The following is an 18,037-nucleotide window of genomic DNA, read 5'->3' as shown; positions in this document are numbered from 1 at the left end:
ATGGGAGAGCGGAAAATGAAGAACTATCGAACGAAATTATCGCAGCGTGTGCGTTATGCATTGCTCGCAGGTATGGCGGGTGCTTTTTTGATTCCACAGGTTGCATTTGCTGCGCCGACGGGCGAGCATGACTATACGACGGGTGTCAATGTCGACCGTAATACGGCGAACACGACGAAGATCACATCCACAGCGACGAACAATGTTATCAACTGGCGCGACTACTCCGTCAATCAGGGCGAAACTGTTCAATATGATGGTGGTGTGACAGGAGCGGCGGCACATAACTATCTGAATATCGTTACGGGTGCGAACACCTCGAATATCAACGGTACAATCAAGGGCGGCAACGAGGTCTATATTGTCAACCCGAACGGTGTCATCTTCGGCAAGTCCGCTGAGGTCAACGTCGGGCATCTCTATGTCTCCACGCAGGAGGAGGGGACACTGAACCTTTCGGCATTTAATGCGACTGGCTCATCGCACGCATCGCCTCTCGTAGATACTGCCCCGCTCAAAGCCGATGTCGTCAATATGGGCAAGATCACGGCGGATACGGTCGAGGTGCACGGCAAGAACATCCGCTTCCTCAATGCAGCAAATGTGCACACGACGGCAAGCCTTGTTGTGCTTCACACGGATACGGCAAACGGCGGTTATGCTCATATCGGATACAAGAGCGGAAATGTGCCCGCTGTGACGGCGTATCAAGTCAATGGCGCAAATGCGACAGCGGCAGATAACTACTATCAGCTCGTCAGTACAAAAGCTGAACTCGCTGCGATTAACACTGATGACACAAGTCGCAAGGGCAATTATATGCTCGAAAACGACATTGACTTTGGTGGGGCGGCGCATACGCCGCTGGGCAATGCGACGAATCCGTTCAAGGGGAAGTTGGACGGCAACTTCTTTAAGGTGAAGAATTTTAAGGTTTCGGGTGTAAGCCGTGCGGGGCTTTTTGGAGCGACAAGTGGAGCACGCCTTGAAAATTTTGGCGTTGTCGGTGCCAAAATCACAGGAAATACTGGTGTGTCAGACTATGCAGGTGGCATTGCGGCATATAGTGAGGGCGGCACACAGATTCGCAATGTCTATGTGAAAGATACGGTCGTAGATGGCGGAACTGGACAGCATGGCGGTATTGTAGGAGGAACTGAAAATACCACACTTGATGGTGTTTACAGTAAAGCAACGATTGGCGATGGCGGCGGTATTATTGGTACGTCGGCAACCGGGACAAATATCTACAACACCTATAGTGATGCGCGCTTCTTATCACGTATTCCGACTTCTCAACGCATGTTTTTTATCTATATGATTGATCCTGATAATGGGACGTATGTAGAGAATTCTTTCGCAATGGGACAGTTTTCGTATAACGAGGGAAACCTCACGGGAAATGTTTCAAAGAATACATTTAAAATTGATAAATCATCAGGACAAGCCACGCTCGTAGGCTCGGGGACAGGCGGCGGCTCTATGACATCTGTTGCCTCCTATTCAGGTTGGGGCAATGCCATCAATAATACAGGTGCACCCGGTGCGAAATGGCGCATCTACGAGGGGCGGACGCTTCCTTTGTTGACCGCATTTATGGGTGTCTCGTCTGAGGCGACGTACGACTACCGCTATTTCAAGGGAGACGGTACGCACAAGGACGATCCGGCCAATGTCGCCACGTCCAACGACGGCAAGGATCTCTCCAAGGAATACAACAGCTACTATCTGAAGATCGTGGACAAGAAGAACGCACCCGATGCCATCGGCGGCAAGTCGAATGTCACGTTTGGTGCGGGCGCCGATACGAGCGGAGTCAAAGACTACGTGAGTGGGCATGACCTCGACAAGACGAACGGCATCCGCAATGTGGGCACGAAGGCGATTCTCTGGACGGATCAGGACGGTCCGAATCTGCGCGGTGTCAACGTCACGATCAAGCCGCGTGTCGTAAGCCTTGACAACGGTTCGCTCAGTCCTTCGCGCATGTATAACGGCAAGAGCGATGTGACAAAGGCGTTCCGTGAGGCACTCACAAGCGGCGGCATCGGCTCCTCGGGGTTTACGCAGGAGGATAAGGATGCGGGCACGGTCGCCCTTGACTTTACCACGGGCAACTTCAAGGCATGGACGGTTGACAACAGCAACAATCCCAATAAAAATGTCGGTAAGGATAAGAATGTCAAGTTCTCGGGTACGATCGGTTTCAGCGGCGCAGATGCAGGGAACTATACGTTTGACGGCAGCTCCCTCAGCAACTTGACGGGCAAGGCTACCATTACCAAGGCACCGCTCAATCTCACGATCCAAAAGGATACGGCAGACGACAAAATCTATGACGGCACATCCGTCGTGAAAGACAGCGCGATGTTCCAGACCGGCGGCTCTGAGAATATCAGACTGGATAAAACGAAGACAGGTCTGACCCTCGCACAGATCAACGCAGGTACGCCGACGATGCCCGACGGCGCGATCATGACGGGCGACGATGATACCACGCGGGATGACGTTGCACTCACGAATGTAGGTGGTCCGAAGTATACGGACGAAGCGGGTGTGGAGCAGCTCCATGCGGGTCCCCACAAGCTTCAGTATACGAATGTCGGGCTTACGGGCAATGACGCGGGCAACTATGAGCTGTACTATACCCCTGCGAGTGGGACAAAGACAGCGGTCACGGGCGGCAACGTCTACCTCGACGGCAAGATCATCCCGCGCCAGATCCTCAGGGACAACTTCAACGTCTATGATAAGACGAACCATGCAAAGGTCGATGCGAAAAAGGTCTACGACGGCAACGACGAGTACACGCCGAGCTCGAATGTCTATATCTCTTCGAATGCCGTGACTGGCGGTACGACGGGGCTGGTCGAACGCGACCGGGATCATATCACGTTTGCACTCACGGGCGGCAAGGGGCATTTCGCACAGAATGACGGTACCACCTACAGCAAGAACGTGCAGGATGTCGAAAAGCTCGCCTATGAGGTGACGGGACAGACGGATAACGCGACCAATTACCGCCTCTCCGACTACTACATCATGGACGGTGGTGTAAAGAAGAGTCTGGGCAGCACGTTCCATGCGACGGGCGCGGGCAAGATCACGCCAAAGGCTCTCACGGCGACTGTTGTGAATCAGCATATCACGAAGGTCTACGACGCAATGGACGACCAGACCGATGGCAAGCGTCACATCATCAAGGGGGATGATCTCGTCACGCTCTCGGGGTGGGTCGCAGGAGATACGGCGCGCACAAATACCTCGACGGCGAAATATGCGACAAAGAACGTTGTACTCGACGGCAGCGGCAATCCGACGACGCAGAGTGTCACCTACACGGCATCCTTTGACGCGGGGACGGGCGTGGAGGCGGATAACTATACCCTTGGCACAGAGGGCGTAACGCCGATCGCGATCACAAAGACGCTCTCGGGCGGCTATACGGGCACAATCACGTCGCGCAACGTCACGGTGAAGTTTGCCGATGTGACGAAGGTCTATGACGGTACGGTGACGAACACGCAGATCACGGCAAGCGATCTCGACGATGGACTGAACAAGGACGTTTTGAATGCGGACGGCCTCGGTGTCACCAATCTGAATACGACGGGGGTGACCAGCCGCTACGGTGACAACAAGACGGCGGCGACATTCGCCGAGAACCGCAATGCAGGCAGCCGCACCGTGGAGTACGCGGGTCTGACGAACGCGCTCGGCACGAACTACAAGCTCGATGCGAAGCAGTACGGCGACGGTACGATCACGCGTCGGCGCATTGATCCCTCGGGCTTCAAGGTGCGCAAATCGGACGGTACGCTCGCTGATGCAACGAAGGTCTATGACGGCACGGACACCTACAACCTACCGTCCGGTGCATATCTGACGGGAGCGTCGGTATCCGGTGATACGGGCATTGTCAGCCACGATTTCGGCAAGGTTGTATTCGAGCTCAAGACGAATTCGCCGGGGCATTTCACGAAGGATGCGGCAGGTGCAAACCGTACGTCGCACGTCTCGGAGGCGCGCCACATTGCCTATGATGTCAAGGCGAAGACACTGGATCCGACGAACAATCCGCTCAGCAACTATACCTTTGGTGTTGCCGGCTCCCCGCGTAACCTTGAGACGGTCACGGATGCGAACCCTGCGCAGGTAACTGCGGAAGGGTCTATTACCCCTGCCTCGCTGCGTGCGGCGACGCAGGAGATCTCAAAGGTCTACGATGGTCTCACCGCACATACGGATGGGAACCGCAATCCTGTCAAGGGCGATACGGTCGTCAGCTTTACAGGCTGGGTCAACAATCAGAAACGCAATAACACCTCGACGGCAGAGTATGCGACCAAGGATGTCGCGTACGACGGCAGCGGCAACGTTATCAAGAAGTCGGTCACCTATACGGGGCAGCTGACGGGACAGTATGCAGACGACTATCAGATCGTCGATGCGGGGAACCATGTCATCAGCACGCCGAATGGTTTGGGTGCGACGAAGACCGTGACGATGAATGCACCCATTACGGTAGCCAACGCGGGCACGATTACGCCGCGCAAGCTGAATATCAAGATGGGCGATGTGTCGAAGACCTATGACGGTACGGCGGGAAACACCTCCGCGACAGTCACGGGTTTTACGGATGATCCTGCAAGCTCTGTGCTCGCGGCTGTCCTCGGTGTCGACAACGTCACGGCGACCCGTCTCACGAACCGCTATCAGGGGATGGTCCGCCCTGCCAATACGACGACGACCAGTACATACGGGCGTGGAAATACGGATGCCACATTTGGCGAAAATGTGAATGCAAGCAACGGTACGCCGCACGATGTGCAGTATACGAATCTGCGGAATGCGTTCAAGGATGAGTTCGGGTCGACCACGGCGGGCAACTATACGGTCGATGATACGGTGTACGGCAAGGGAACGATCAACCGCCGCGACATCTCCCCGAATAATTTCAAGGTGCGGGATGCGAACGGCAATATTGCAAACGCGACGAAGGTCTATGACGGCACGAGCAGCTATACGCTGAAAACGGGCGACCATCTGACACCCAACTCCGGTCTCTCGACGGGCATCATTGCGACCGATCAGAACGACGTGTTCTTCCGTCTCAGTTCGCAGGGCGCGCAGTTTGCGGATAGCTCCGACAACCCGACGGCGAATGTTGCGACTGCGACAAAGGTGCTCTACAATGTAGAGGCTACAGGGGATGCCACAAAGATCAGGAACTATACGCTGAACGGGGTGAACCTTGAGAGCGGTGCGGGCAAGGTCTCGGGCGGCGGCTCGATCGCGCGCCGCGTGCTCGAACTGGACCTCGTGCAGAACTCCGGCATCGACAAGGTCTATGACGGCACGACCACACTCAAGAACACGGCGACAAAGAATTGGAATGCGCTGCGGGACAGCGACAGCACGGGAAATGTGCGCTATGTGACAGGGGCAACGGCGGCGAACAAGCTTGTCACGACGGACGGCACGAGCTTTAATATCACGTCGAACTATATGGACAATGCCAGTACGGTGGCGGACAAGAATGTGCGCCGCGACGGCTCGAACAATCCCATCGACAAGACAATCCAGTATCGGGTTACGATCAATGGCGATGCGAACAACTATTCCTTTGACGGCGGCACATCGAGTGCGGCGGGTGGACTCACACTTTCGGCGACGGGCAAGATCACGCCGAAGGATCTTTCGGGTGCATTCAAAAAGATCACGAAGGTCTATGATGGGACGAAGAATGTCGACCCGACAAAGGTCGGCTTTAAGACGGGCACGGACGGTGTCATCTCGGGCGATACGGTCACACTTGGCTCGCACACGGAGTCGTTCCAGAGTGAGAACGTCAACGGTGACGGCACAACGCAGATGATTGACGGTACTCCACAGAAGAACTGGATCAACTATTCGAATCTCGCCCTTTCGGGCACGGATGCGGGCAACTATACGCTTGCGTCTACGGCGAAGGGGCTTGGCGAGATCACGCCGTACGTGCTGAATCCGACGACGGTCACGCTGACAACGAATCAGGCATCGAAGACTTATGACGGCTCGACGGCAGTCAAGTGGACGAACGGTTCGTCTGCGGTCGGTGATGTCAAGAACTATATCACGGGTGCGACTGTAAATATTGGCACGAATCAGGTGAGTGTCCTCGGCGAGCTCGAGCTCGACTCGGCGAACTATGATACGAAGAATGTTGCGGGCGGTGCACAGCCGCGCGTGACCTACAACCTCAAATATAAAGGGACAAGCGGGAATTTCTCGCTTGCACCGGGCAATACGACCTTTGCCAAGCAGGGCAACGGCATCATTACGAAGAAGGATGTCACGGTTACGGTCAAGAGCCCGCTGACAAAGACCTACGACGCGACGACGGGTGTACTCGGCGTGGCAAAGAACTCTGCGAACGCAGTCGTCAATACGGCGAACGACATCATCGGCATGACGGGGCTGGTCTCCGGCGACGGCGCGACAAACGAGTCGACGGCGACATATGCGGACAAGAACGCGGGCACGAACAAGGTCGTCAACTACGATGTCAAGCTCGACAGTGCGAATGCGGGCAACTACAATCTGAAGTACAACGGCGCGATTACGTCGTCGATCTCGACGAATGACAACACAATCACGAAGCGCAAGGTGGATGTCACCTTTGCACCTGTGACGAAGAGCTATGACGGTACACCGACGAATACGTCGATTACACCGTCTGTTTCGGTTGCCGATGCAGCGGTGCTCCGTGAGGATAGCTCTGCCAATGTCAGCGGAACGAATCTCACGGGTCTGACGGGCATTACGAGTCGGTACGGTACGGGCACAACGGATGCGACCTTTGCCGCCAACCCGAACGCGGGCACGAACAAATCCGTGCAGTACGCGGGCATCGGCACGGCGATGGGCACGGTGTTCGGTGCTAACAACTATGACTTTGCGACGAACGGCTACGGCACGGGCACGATCACGAAGGCGAATATCAATACGTCGGATATTACCTTTGCAACCACCGGCGCGCATAAGGTCTACGACGGCACGCGCACGGTGAAGTACAATGGCTCGGGCGCGTCCGATCAGGTGAAGAACTATATCACGACGGCGACGGCAAATCTCGGCGGTGGGCATACGGCGGATCTGCGCGGCGATCTCGAGATCGATACCGCAGGTACGAAGTATGCGAGCTCCAATGCGGGCACGGGGATCGGTGTCACCTATAAGTTCCGTCTGAACAACAACAACATCGAAATCTCGGGCAGGAATGAGTTCGAGATGACGGATACGGGCAGGATCGACCGCCGTGTGTTGACGCTTGACCTTGCCCAGAAAACGGGCATCAACAAAATCTACGATGCGAATGCAAACCTTGTGGATACGAATACGCGGCACTATGACAAGTTCATTGACGACGATGCAAAGGGCAATGTCACCTATGCGTCCGGTACGACGAATGACAACAAGCTCGTGCGTACATCGAATGGTGCGTCGGTGAATGACGGTGCAACGATGACGATCACGGCGAACTATGTGAATGCGGGTGTTGCGGATAAGAATGCTGGTGTCAACAAGGACATTGCATACAACGTAAAGATTGGCGGTACGCAGGGACAGAACTATACCCTTTCGTACAACGGTACGACGGCAAACGCCGAAACGGGCCTTGATCTCACGGGTGCATCGGGTACCATCGCAAAGCGCAAGATCACGCTTGGGTTCGGCGATGCGAATAAGATGTATGACACAACGCCGAACAACACCACGAAGAACATCACCTCTGTGACTGCGGGCAATACCGATGGACGCGGTGCAGCCACGCTCACGGCGGATGGGATCACGAGTGCGTCGTTTGATACGACCGGCATCGTGAGCTATTATGGTGCAGGCACGACGGATGCGACCTTCCAGCGCAATCCGAACGTTGTGACGGATGCAAACGGAAATGTCATCCCGAACGGCAAGGATGTCCAGTACTCCAACCTCGCGAATACGCTTGCGGCACAGCCCTATGCAGCCAACTATGAGATCGCGAATACGGCGTACGGCAAGGGGACGATTCGCAAGCGCATCGTCACGGCAAATGACTTTACCTTTAACATCAACAATGCCACGAAGATGTATGACGGCACGCGGGATGTCTACTGGAAAGATACAGTGACGGGCAAGTCCTACAAGGACATGGAGCATGTCAAGAACTATTTCAGCACGAGCAAGCTCGATCTCGGCGGTGGCAATCTCGTCGATATCAATCTCAATGACATCCAGCTGAATTCCGCGAAGTACAATGACGAGCGCGTTGCACACGCTGCGGGTGTCGACTATGATGTGACGATCAATACGCAGAATTTCGAGTTCTCGGGCACTCGGAACCGCATAATCAATCATACGGGTGACAAGATCGAAAAACGTGACCTCGCGACGAAGCTCCCGCCGCATCTCATCAAGGAGTACGATGGCGAGGACACGTTTACCGAGACAAATGAGATATTTGCCAATGCAATGGCACGCGCAAATCTGACGGGTGTTGTCGACCGTGACAAGAACAAGATCCAGCTGAAGGTTCAGGGGACGTACAGCAGCCCCGATGCCTCGGTGGAGACGCGCGAGGAGGCGGAGGCGCGCACACCTGCAACGGCAGGCCGCGATGTACGCTATGATCTGACCCTCTCGGGCGATGCCGACACGCTCTCGAATTACAAGATCGGCAGTGTTGAGACGCTCGACCCGAATGGAGAGATGAAGGGCGTCGGCAGCGGTAAGGCGGATATCTACAAGAAGACGCTGACGGTCAGTGCAGATCCGATCGATAAGGTCTACGACGGCACACGGACGGTTGTTCGCTCCAATGGTTCGACGACAGCACCGCATCCGGCGGCGAATAAGCTGAAACTCAATGGATTTGCGAAGTCGGCAGATCACTTTGACTTCGACCAGACGGCGGCGGATAAGATTGACGGGCTTTACTCCGATCCGAACGTCAGCCGTGCGGCGGACGGCATGATCCTTGATAAGGATATCGCGTACAGCGGTGTGAAGGCGGCGTTTAAGAACTACGCCGACAACCATGCGGGCAGCGCGGCGAGAAACTATCGCGTGGACAGCGACACGGTGTCGGGCAAGGGCAAGATCACACCGCGTTCGATCACACCGAATGATATTGCAAACGGTCTGACGCTCGCGGATGCCACAAAGGTCTATGACGGTACGACGAAAGTTAAGTACAATGGGCAGAATACGCCGGATGCACTCAAGAACTATCTCACGAGCGCGACGGTGAACATCAATGGTACGCCGATTGACATCAAGAAAGAACTCACGATTCGTGCCGACGAGGCATCAACCCACTACGATACAGCAAACGTGGCGGGCGGTGCACAGCCGCGTGTGACGTACACGCTGAACTATACGGGGCACAATTTCGATATTGCGGGTTCGATCACAAAGCAGGTGAACGGCACAATCACGAAGCGGCAGGTCACGGCGTATGCGCCGGGGCAGCTGACGAAGGAGTATGACGGAACGCCCAAGGTCTATGACAGCGGCGACCCGACGATCAAGACGTACTATCGTGGAAATCAGGTTACGTCGGGTGCGGACATCGTGCAGCTGGAGGAAGAGAACGGCGATCGCGGGCTTCTCACGAATGACGGCGTGCAGAATATCTCGACGGCGATGTTCCGCGATAAAAACGCGGGCACGCGCAAGGTTGTTGACTACAATATCGCCGTCGATGCTGCCCATGCAGGAAACTATGAACTCGTCGACCAGCGCGGGAATGTGATCTCACAGACCTCGACGAACAACAATACGATCACGCCGCGCCGCCTCGATATCACGTTCGGTGATGTGTCGCGTGCGTATGATGGGACAAGCACGAACACGGATGTGACTGCACTCGTGAAGGATTCGGATGCGCGTGCGACGCTGCGCCGCGATGGTGTGAATCCCAGCGGCGAGCAGCTGATCTTGCGTGATGCGGCAAATAACGATATTACCTTGCCGAGCGACTACGGCTACGGCAGGACGGACAGTGCCTTTACGAAAAACGCCGATGCAAATCAGACTGGCGAGCTGCCGAAGGATGTGCAGTACCGCAAGCTGGGTGATGCGATGCGTACGCTGCTCGGCAATGATGCGGGCAACTATGACTTCGATGAAACGGGCTACGGCAAGGGCCGGATTACGAAGGCAAGCGTGCGCGAGAGCGATTTCCGCATGAAGTTCAAGGATGCGGTAAAGGAGTACGATAGCACGGATGCCGTAAACGATGCACGGTTGCGCCTCGATCGATCGGATAGCCGTATGCGCCTGCCCCGCGCGGAGGGATGGAAGCCCTTCGCCCTGCAGGACAAGGATATCGCGGACATTAAGGGGACGTATCAGCCAACGGGTGGAAAACGCAGCAAGGATGCGAGCGAGAACAGCCGCGGTGTGCAGTACGAGGTGCAGCTGAGCAAGCAGAACTTCGATTTTGAGAACGGTTGGAATGGGAAAATCCGTGGCGATGGCGCGGGCAAGATCAACCGCCGAGCGATCACGGCGGAGACACTGCCGTACCTGACGAAGGAGTATGACGGCACGCGCGGCGTTGTGAATGCGGCGCGGGATGCCGACGGCAATCTCATTACGCAGAGCGGCGACGGACTCATGCGGTTCCGTCATGCCAATGATGTGGCGAAGCGTGCCCTCATCACGGGCGATGATGTGTCGAATGCAACTACGGCAACGTATGATACTGAGAATGTTGCGTGGAAGGACGGTGTCTGGAACCAAGGGAACGGCACGGCTGCTGATGTCGGTGTTACCTATGCACTTGGCCTCTCGGGGGTGGATGCCGCGAACTATAAGATCGTGGACAGCAAGGGCACTGAGGTGACAAATGCCAAGGGGCTGGGCAAGATCACGCCGAAGGACATTCGTCTGAAAGCCGACCCGCAGACACGCTGGATCAACGAGGGGCTGCCCACGAGCTATACGGGCAAACCGATGGGCAGCAATCTGGGGTATAATGATATCCCCGAGCTCCTTCCGAATGAGGTCCTGCCCGGCTCAATCGACTATTCTTCGCCGAATGCGCGCCTACGCTGGGGCGACTATATGATTCGTGGGGACTATCATGCGCTGAACGGCACGGACGGCGATGCCGTCTCGCGCAACTATCGCTTTGTGCAGGATCCCGCGAACGCCACCGCGCTCCACATTGGCCCCTATATCCCGGACTATGAGTACTACAAGGCACTCACCCAGATGAGCAAGATGATACCCGATGAGTACGCCTACGAGAACGCCTCGCTCGACCGCCGCAGCCACTTCGGCCACGACGCCGAAGCAGAGGTCTCCTATGAGCCGCCTTCCATCAACATGGTCAAGGACGGTGTCGATATCAGCAAGATCGGCATTAACGTCACGGACGAAACGGTATTCCGCCTCGTGAACGAAGTGTTCGGCTGAGATAAGTGAATAGATCAGAAACGCCCCATCGACTGATTGCTCGGTCGATGGGGCGTTTTGTACGCTATGAGATTTGGAGCGATTGGCGTGGATTGCAACCGTGTTCTTTCAATGCAGATGATATTAGCCTCGCATCTATGCATCGCGCTTTAGTTCGCATAGTAATGCGCGGCAGCCTGCATCGACATCGCGGTAGGTTGCGTCAAAGTTGCCGGTATACCACGGATCGGCGACGTCGCGCTCTTCGCCGATATAGGAGAGGAGACGGCGGACTTTGCCCTGCGGGTCGCCGCCCGTGAGGTGCGCGAGGTCGCGCATGTTCTCTGTGTCCATGCCGATGATGTGGTCGTAAGCGCTGTAGTCGGCGGTGGTCATGAGGTTCGCGCTGCGTTTGCTGAACGGGATGCCGTGCGCGCGCAGCACTTCGCGTGTGCCGCGATGCGTGTCGCTGCCGAGTTCGTCGCGATGGAGCGCCTTCGACGCGACACTGATCTCGCCCATTAGCCCCGCCTCTCGTACGAGGTGTTTCATGACGAACTCTGCCATGGGGGAGCGGCAGATGTTGCCGTGACAGACGAATAGTATTTTTTTCATGACGCGTCTCCTGCAAGTCTTGGGAAGCACGGATATAATGAAATCCGTTTTTGAAAGTCTACATCAAAAAAGAGGGGATTGCAACTGTTGTGCGCGCCTTCTCCCTTGTCTTTTAGAACTGAAAATGCTAGAATGTAAACGAAATATGAACAATGATGCAGGGGTTGAGATGCTATCGTGCGTGATGGGATGAATCGTATGAAAAAGGAAGCTGTTATGCGTGCGGGGCTTGCCGCATGTGTCTGTGCCGGTCTTGCGTGTGCGTCGGGGACAAGCTTTGCTGCACCGTCGCTCGCGCGTCCGGGGGCAGATATTGCGAGTGAGCAGCCGCGCTCTGAGATCGGGATTGAGGATGTGACGCCGCGCTATCGACAGGATGGTGACGATGCGCAGTTCACGATTGAAAATTTCATTATGGAGGCACCTGATCTCTTCCTCGATAAAGCGGAGCTGACGCGCATTCTCGAGGAGGGGATGGGCGAGAATCGGACGATGGCACAGCTGCGTCGTACGGTAGATACACTGACCTCTTACTGCCGTACACATGGCTATCCTGCCGCGGCGGTGTATCTGCCGCCGCAGGACAGCCCCGATGGGGTTGTCGTTCTGCGTGTGCTGCCAGGGCGCTACGATGAGATTGTAATCGAGAATAACAGCCGTCTCAAGACGCCCGTTGCGCAGAGTATTATTGCAGGGCTGAAGGCGGATGACATCATCACAACGTCGAAGCTGGAGACGGCGCTCTACTCAGTGTCGGATGCGACGGGCGCACGCGCGGTCGGTGTGCTGAGTCCGGGCGAGGCGTTTGGCACAAGCAAGCTGACAGTGCGAATTGAAGACTCGAAGGCGTCGAATACGGTCTTCTATGTGGAGAACTACGGCAGCCCGTCGACGGGACGCTATCGCTACGGTTTGCAGGAGACGCTCTACAACCCGTCGGGAACGGGCAATAAGGTGAGTCTTGGGACGCTGATCTCGAATGGGAGTCTGCGCAATTTTTATGCGAACTATGAGACTGTGGTCGGACATGGTGGCACGACGCTTGGCCTTGGTATCTCGCGGATGAACTACAAGGTCGGCGGAACGCTCTCTGCAATCGGTGCGGAGGGACAGTCGCTGACGTTCACGGTCTTCGGACAGACGCCGCTCTATCATCTGACGGATCGCAGCTTGCTTGTGCGCTATGGCTATAACTACCGCGATCTGAACGATGACATCACGGCGTTTGACCTCGAAGGAAAGAAACATTCGCATAGTATCTATGCGGGTCTGGTCGGCACACAGCGCTTTACAGGCGGGACGACGCTGAGTTACAATGCCAATCTGACGATGGGCTGGCTCGGGTATGACTCGCTTTATAGCGAGATCCTCGGGCGTCTGAATCAGACGGATGAGGGGATGTATGTGAAGCTGGAGGCGGATGCGACTGCGGTGCAGCGCCTCGGGAATATGACGGACTTCCTCGTGAAGGTTTCGGGACAGAAGGCGAGCCGCAATCTCGACAGCTCGGAGGAGTTCTACCTCGGCGGCCCGAATGGCGTGCGGGCTTATGCGCAGGGTGAGGGTGCAGGAGATGAGGGCATCCTTGCGACGGCGGAGCTGCGCTATCATACGCCTGTGCACGGTCTGACGTTCAGCACCTTCTATGATGTGGGCTCGGTGCGAAAGAGCAGGGCGCCGCTCTCTGAGGATAACGCCATCACGCTGCGTGGCTGGGGGCTCGCGGCGGCATATAACAATCCGGGAGATTGGTTCGCACGCGTGGACTATGCGCGGCGGATTGGGTTGGATGAATCCGTATCGGCGAAGAACAATGCGCGGAACCGTGTCTGGTTCATGACAGGGAAAATCTGGTAATAACGCATCGATTCCTTTCGCTGCGCCCTCGATGTGAACGGGGGCGCAGCGCGTTCATGTGGACAGGGGAAGAACGGGGGAGAGAGGATAGTCTATGAGACTGAGGCGAAAGCCGTGGATTGATACGGCGATTCTGGACTATGCGGATTTCGTCACGCCGCTTGGCGGGGATTGGGCTGCACTTACGGGGCACTGGGCGGAGGCGTTTGGTCGTGAGGCACCGCTTCATGTGGAGATTGGTGTGGGCAAGGGCGATTTTCTGACGGAGCTTGCTGCGCGGCACCCCGATGTGAACTATGTCGGGCTGGAGATGCAGCAGGGGGTGCTCTACTTTGCCGCGCGCAAGGCGGCGGAGCGCGGGCTGGAAAATCTCCGTCTCGTGGTCTTCGATGCGGCACGTCTGACGGAGCTCTTTGCGCCCTGTGAGGTGGATCGCATCTATCTGAACTTCTCTGATCCGTGGCCGAAGGCGCGCCATGCGAAACGACGTCTGACAAGTCCGCTCTTTCTCGCGCGCTATCGCACTGTCTTGAAGGCGGATGGGGAGCTGCGCTTTAAGACGGACAATATGGGTCTGTTCGACTACTCGATCGAGACGATGGCAGCGGAAGCATGGCAGCTTTCCAATGTAACGCATGATCTGCACGCGCTTGCAGAAGCCGATAATATCATGACGGAGTACGAGCGTAAGTTCAGCGCGCGCGGGGCGAAGATCGGGCGGCTCGTTGCGCGCCCGTCCGTGGAGCCGATCTGATGCGTACACGCTATACACTCTTTAAGAGCGATACAGAGCCGATCGTCATCATTATGGCGATCCTGCTCGTGACGGGGACGATCAATGTCTTCAGCTCGAGCTATGTGCTTGCGGCGATGGATTTTGAGAATCCATATTACTTCCTGCAGCGCCATCTGCAGTGGCTCGTGATCGGGATCGTGGCGTGCTGGTTCTGCCGCCGCATGAACTATCAGCGGATGCGTGGGCTGATGTTCGTCGGCATGGGCATCACAGTGTTTTTTTTGGTTGCGGTGCTCTTTGTTGGAACGACGATAAATGGGGCGCAGCGATGGCTCGCGTTCGGCCCGCTGAGCTTTCAACCCGCGGAGTTTGCAAAGCTGATGGCGGTGCTCATGGGGGCGTTCTCGATCTCGGCGGTGCTCAGCAAGGAGCATTTTCGCATGGAGCGGGATGGAAGCCAAGTTGCGATCCCGTTCGGGGCAATTCTCGTGATGGCATTCCTTGTCTATCGCGAGCCGGACTTTGGTACGGCGTGCATTGTGTTCGGCGTGCCGCTCCTCATGGCACTTGTCCTGCTCGTCCGCCCGCTGCTCTGGCTCTGGATTGTGCCGGTCACCTTTGGCTTGGCATTTGCGATCGGGACGCTGCAGCCGTACCGCATGAAGCGTATTGATGTCTGGTTCGACCCGTGGTCGGATGCGCGTGCTGCGGGCTATCAGATGGTGCAGTCCCTCTCGACGATCGGCTCGGGCGGGATCTTTGGTATGGGGTTCGGCGATGGTGTGAGCAAGTACGAGTATTTGCCTGAGGCACATACGGACTTTGCCTTTGCAATCTTCAGTCAGGAGCACGGGTTCTTTGGCGTTCTGCTGATCTTCTTCCTATTCGCCGTGCTGCTCATCACGTGCATGCGTGTTGCGGCGCGTGCAAAGGATACGTTTGGGCAGGTACTCGCGCTCGGTATTATCTTCCTCGTGCTCGGACAGGCACTCGCCAATCTCGCAATGGTTGCGGGGCTGTTGCCCGTCGTGGGGGTGCCGCTGCCGTTCATCAGCTACGGAGGTTCGTCGCTGATCGTGACAATGGCGGGCATGGGGATGCTGCTTGGTATTGCCGATCGCAGTCAGGATGCGCCGCCCGCGAAGAAAAAGCCGGAGACGGTGGAGGAGCGGCGGAGCAAGATGCACGCAGTCCGATGATGGGAGGGGCTACGCCATTTTCGGCGTCAGCCCCATTTTAGTGAGGTTATTGGATGTTCAGTGATTTCTTTTTGGGGATGCAGCAGGATCTGAAGATCTTTCTTTTGCCGCCCGTCATCTGCGCCGTCTTTCGCCTGATTTTTATTCTGGTCTACCGGCCGAAGAAGTCGCCTGTCGGGGAGTGGCGAAAGTGGATTACCTGCTTCTGTTACGGATTTTGGTGGGGGATGGATTTCAACGCCTTTGCCTTCCTGATTCCTCTCGTCCTCGTCTCCCTGCCTGGGGCGTTCCTCCCTGCGTACTTTGCCGTGGGGGATACGGTGCGCGTCGTCCTCTTCCTTGTCTATGCTGCAGCCCTCTATACGGCGTTCATCGGCAAGATGATTTTCTACGCGCATTTTCACGACACGTTTAATCAGACAATCTGGCTTGGTAAACATGCGGATAAGAAAAATTTTGCCGATATTTTCTTCCATCAAAATCATGGAGCATGGCTGCTCCTCGGCTATCTTCCCTACCTGGCACTCTGCACGTTTGCGGCGCATGCCGTCCTTGGCCTGCCGTCCTTCGCCTATCCCGTGCTGACAGATGGTGTGGGGCAGTATGCCGTGAATGCACTCGTCTTCATCGCTTCGATTGTACTTTTTTACTGGCTGCGCTACGGTGGGACGCTGCGGCATCGGTTGAAGCCTGAATGGGACGAGGTGCCCGCCTTCGTAAAGGAAGATCTCGTTCTAGGCAAGGCATCGATCGATGATCTGATCGCGCTCAAAATGGTGTGGAAGCGTCCCGTTCAGGATGTTCTGAATCATTCCGACGAGGAGTCGTACGCGATTTTGAAATGCGTGCTGCCGCCTGATTCGCCTGTGGAAAAACCTCTGGAGGTGTTCCAACGGACGGCGGACGGGGCACGCATCGATCCGCCGCAGCATATTTTCTTCCTTCTAGCGGAGAGCTATGGGCAGGTGCACTTCGATGCGCCATATGCCGGGCTGAATCTGATGGAGGCCGGTGCACGATTTCGTGCAGAGCCGCATACTGTCTGCATCAACAACTTCCTCTCAAGCGGGATGATCTCGCAGCCGTCCCTTGTCAGTTTGCTCCTCGGTGTCTATGATGCGGACATGGAGCTGAATGAAAATGTGCTGTTTTGGAATCATACGCTGCCTACGTCATTGCCGTTGCAGCTCAAAGCACTTGGCTATCATACCAGCTTTTGGTATGGCGGAGGTCTGAACTGGGGGAGTTTGTCCCATTTTCTCCCCGCACTTGGATTCGATGAGGCGTATGGCGGTGTGGAGATTTGCGCTTCCGATGCGCCGCGCACATGGCTTGGCGTTTACGATCATATCTTTTTAAACGAGGCTGCACGGAGGATTCGTGACGAGGGGGATGCGGTACCGTCCTTCCACTTCCTCTATACGACCTCGAATCACGGCCCCTTCCGCATTCCCTTTGAGGAGTATGGCTTTGATGCGGCGCGCCTCAACCCCGAGATGGCGAAAGCTCTGAAGAACTCCATGAAAAAATACCGTGGTTTGGGCTGCGCATGGTACGCTGATCAGGCGCTCTGCAAATTTATTGAAGAGATGCGGGAGGCGTTTCCGAACAGCCTCTTCATCGTTACGGGCGATCACATGGGCGGGGAGGTGCCGCTCATTGAAGGGGTGACGGAGCGGCAGGAGCTTCTCCTGCGTGAGCAGATTCTCACATCGTTCTCGATGCATCATCCACAGCTCACAGCGGAGCATCTGATCCACAACGAGATTGGCGGGCATATGAATATCCTGCCGACGCTCATCGAGCTGATCGCGCCGAAGGGGTTCTCCTACTATGCTGTTGAGAAGCCTCTGACGGAGCGGATCGAGCGGGTTGTGACACCCTATGCATGGCTTACGCATGAGGAGGTCGGACGCTATCGAGATTGCAAGGCGCAGGAACTGAAGGTGACGGCGGGGCCACTGCCGTGGCGCGTCGATACGGAGCGCTTCACGGAGGAGCGCGATGCGTACTGTGAGCTGACGGCGTACTATGTGCGACATCCGGAGCTGCTTGTTGGTAAGAATTGGTGAATGGGGCGCCTTGAGCCTTTGAACAACATGCACAAAGAGCTGTTGCACAAGTCAAAGCAACTTCGTGCAACAGCCTCTTTTTTCTGATTTTTACCGAAAGACACAAGAAAGATACGCTAGGTGAAGTGTAA

6 protein-coding genes are annotated in these 18,037 nt (G+C 56.1%); 5 read left to right on the top strand and 1 reads right to left on the bottom strand.

The features are described 5' to 3' along the window. The first annotated feature begins 15 nt into the window (after positions 1-15). Positions 16-11,448, top strand: a complete 11,433-nt coding sequence (locus tag HMPREF9163_RS08215) for a YDG domain-containing protein (protein WP_037346674.1) — start codon at positions 16-18, stop codon at positions 11,446-11,448. 135 nt (positions 11,449-11,583) lie between these two features. Here HMPREF9163_RS08215 and HMPREF9163_RS08210 read toward each other — a convergent pair whose 3' ends face one another. After that, complete coding sequence (locus HMPREF9163_RS08210) at positions 11,584-12,042, bottom strand: low molecular weight protein-tyrosine-phosphatase (RefSeq protein WP_009441272.1); 459 nt, start codon at positions 12,040-12,042, stop codon at positions 11,584-11,586. A gap of 198 nt (positions 12,043-12,240) precedes the next feature. Between HMPREF9163_RS08210 and HMPREF9163_RS08205 the strand changes: the two genes are divergently transcribed. The 4 genes from HMPREF9163_RS08205 (at position 12,241) to HMPREF9163_RS08190 (ending at position 17,906) form a co-directional block, all read left to right on the top strand. After that, positions 12,241-13,899, top strand: a complete 1,659-nt coding sequence (locus tag HMPREF9163_RS08205) for a ShlB/FhaC/HecB family hemolysin secretion/activation protein (RefSeq protein WP_009441270.1) — start codon at positions 12,241-12,243, stop codon at positions 13,897-13,899. Between the two features lie 94 nt (positions 13,900-13,993). Then, positions 13,994-14,653, top strand: coding sequence for a tRNA (guanosine(46)-N7)-methyltransferase TrmB (gene trmB / locus HMPREF9163_RS08200; RefSeq protein ID WP_009441269.1), 660 nt, complete (start codon positions 13,994-13,996; stop codon positions 14,651-14,653). Beyond that, on the top strand, positions 14,653-15,834 hold the full coding sequence (locus HMPREF9163_RS08195; RefSeq protein ID WP_009441268.1) for an FtsW/RodA/SpoVE family cell cycle protein: 1,182 nt from the start codon (positions 14,653-14,655) through the stop codon (positions 15,832-15,834). The genes trmB and HMPREF9163_RS08195 overlap by 1 nt, the downstream gene beginning before the upstream one ends. Before the next feature lie 53 nt (positions 15,835-15,887). Next, positions 15,888-17,906 (top strand): LTA synthase family protein, encoded by a 2,019-nt coding sequence (locus HMPREF9163_RS08190; RefSeq protein WP_009441267.1) that lies wholly within the window; start codon positions 15,888-15,890, stop codon positions 17,904-17,906. The last annotated feature ends 131 nt before the right edge of the window (positions 17,907-18,037 follow it).

Source organism: Selenomonas sp. oral taxon 138 str. F0429 (assembly GCF_000318175.2).
GTDB classification, from domain to species: domain Bacteria; phylum Bacillota; class Negativicutes; order Selenomonadales; family Selenomonadaceae; genus Centipeda; species Centipeda timonae.
Note: the sequence above shows the minus strand (reverse complement) of the source record. Positions and strands in the feature narration are given on the sequence as shown.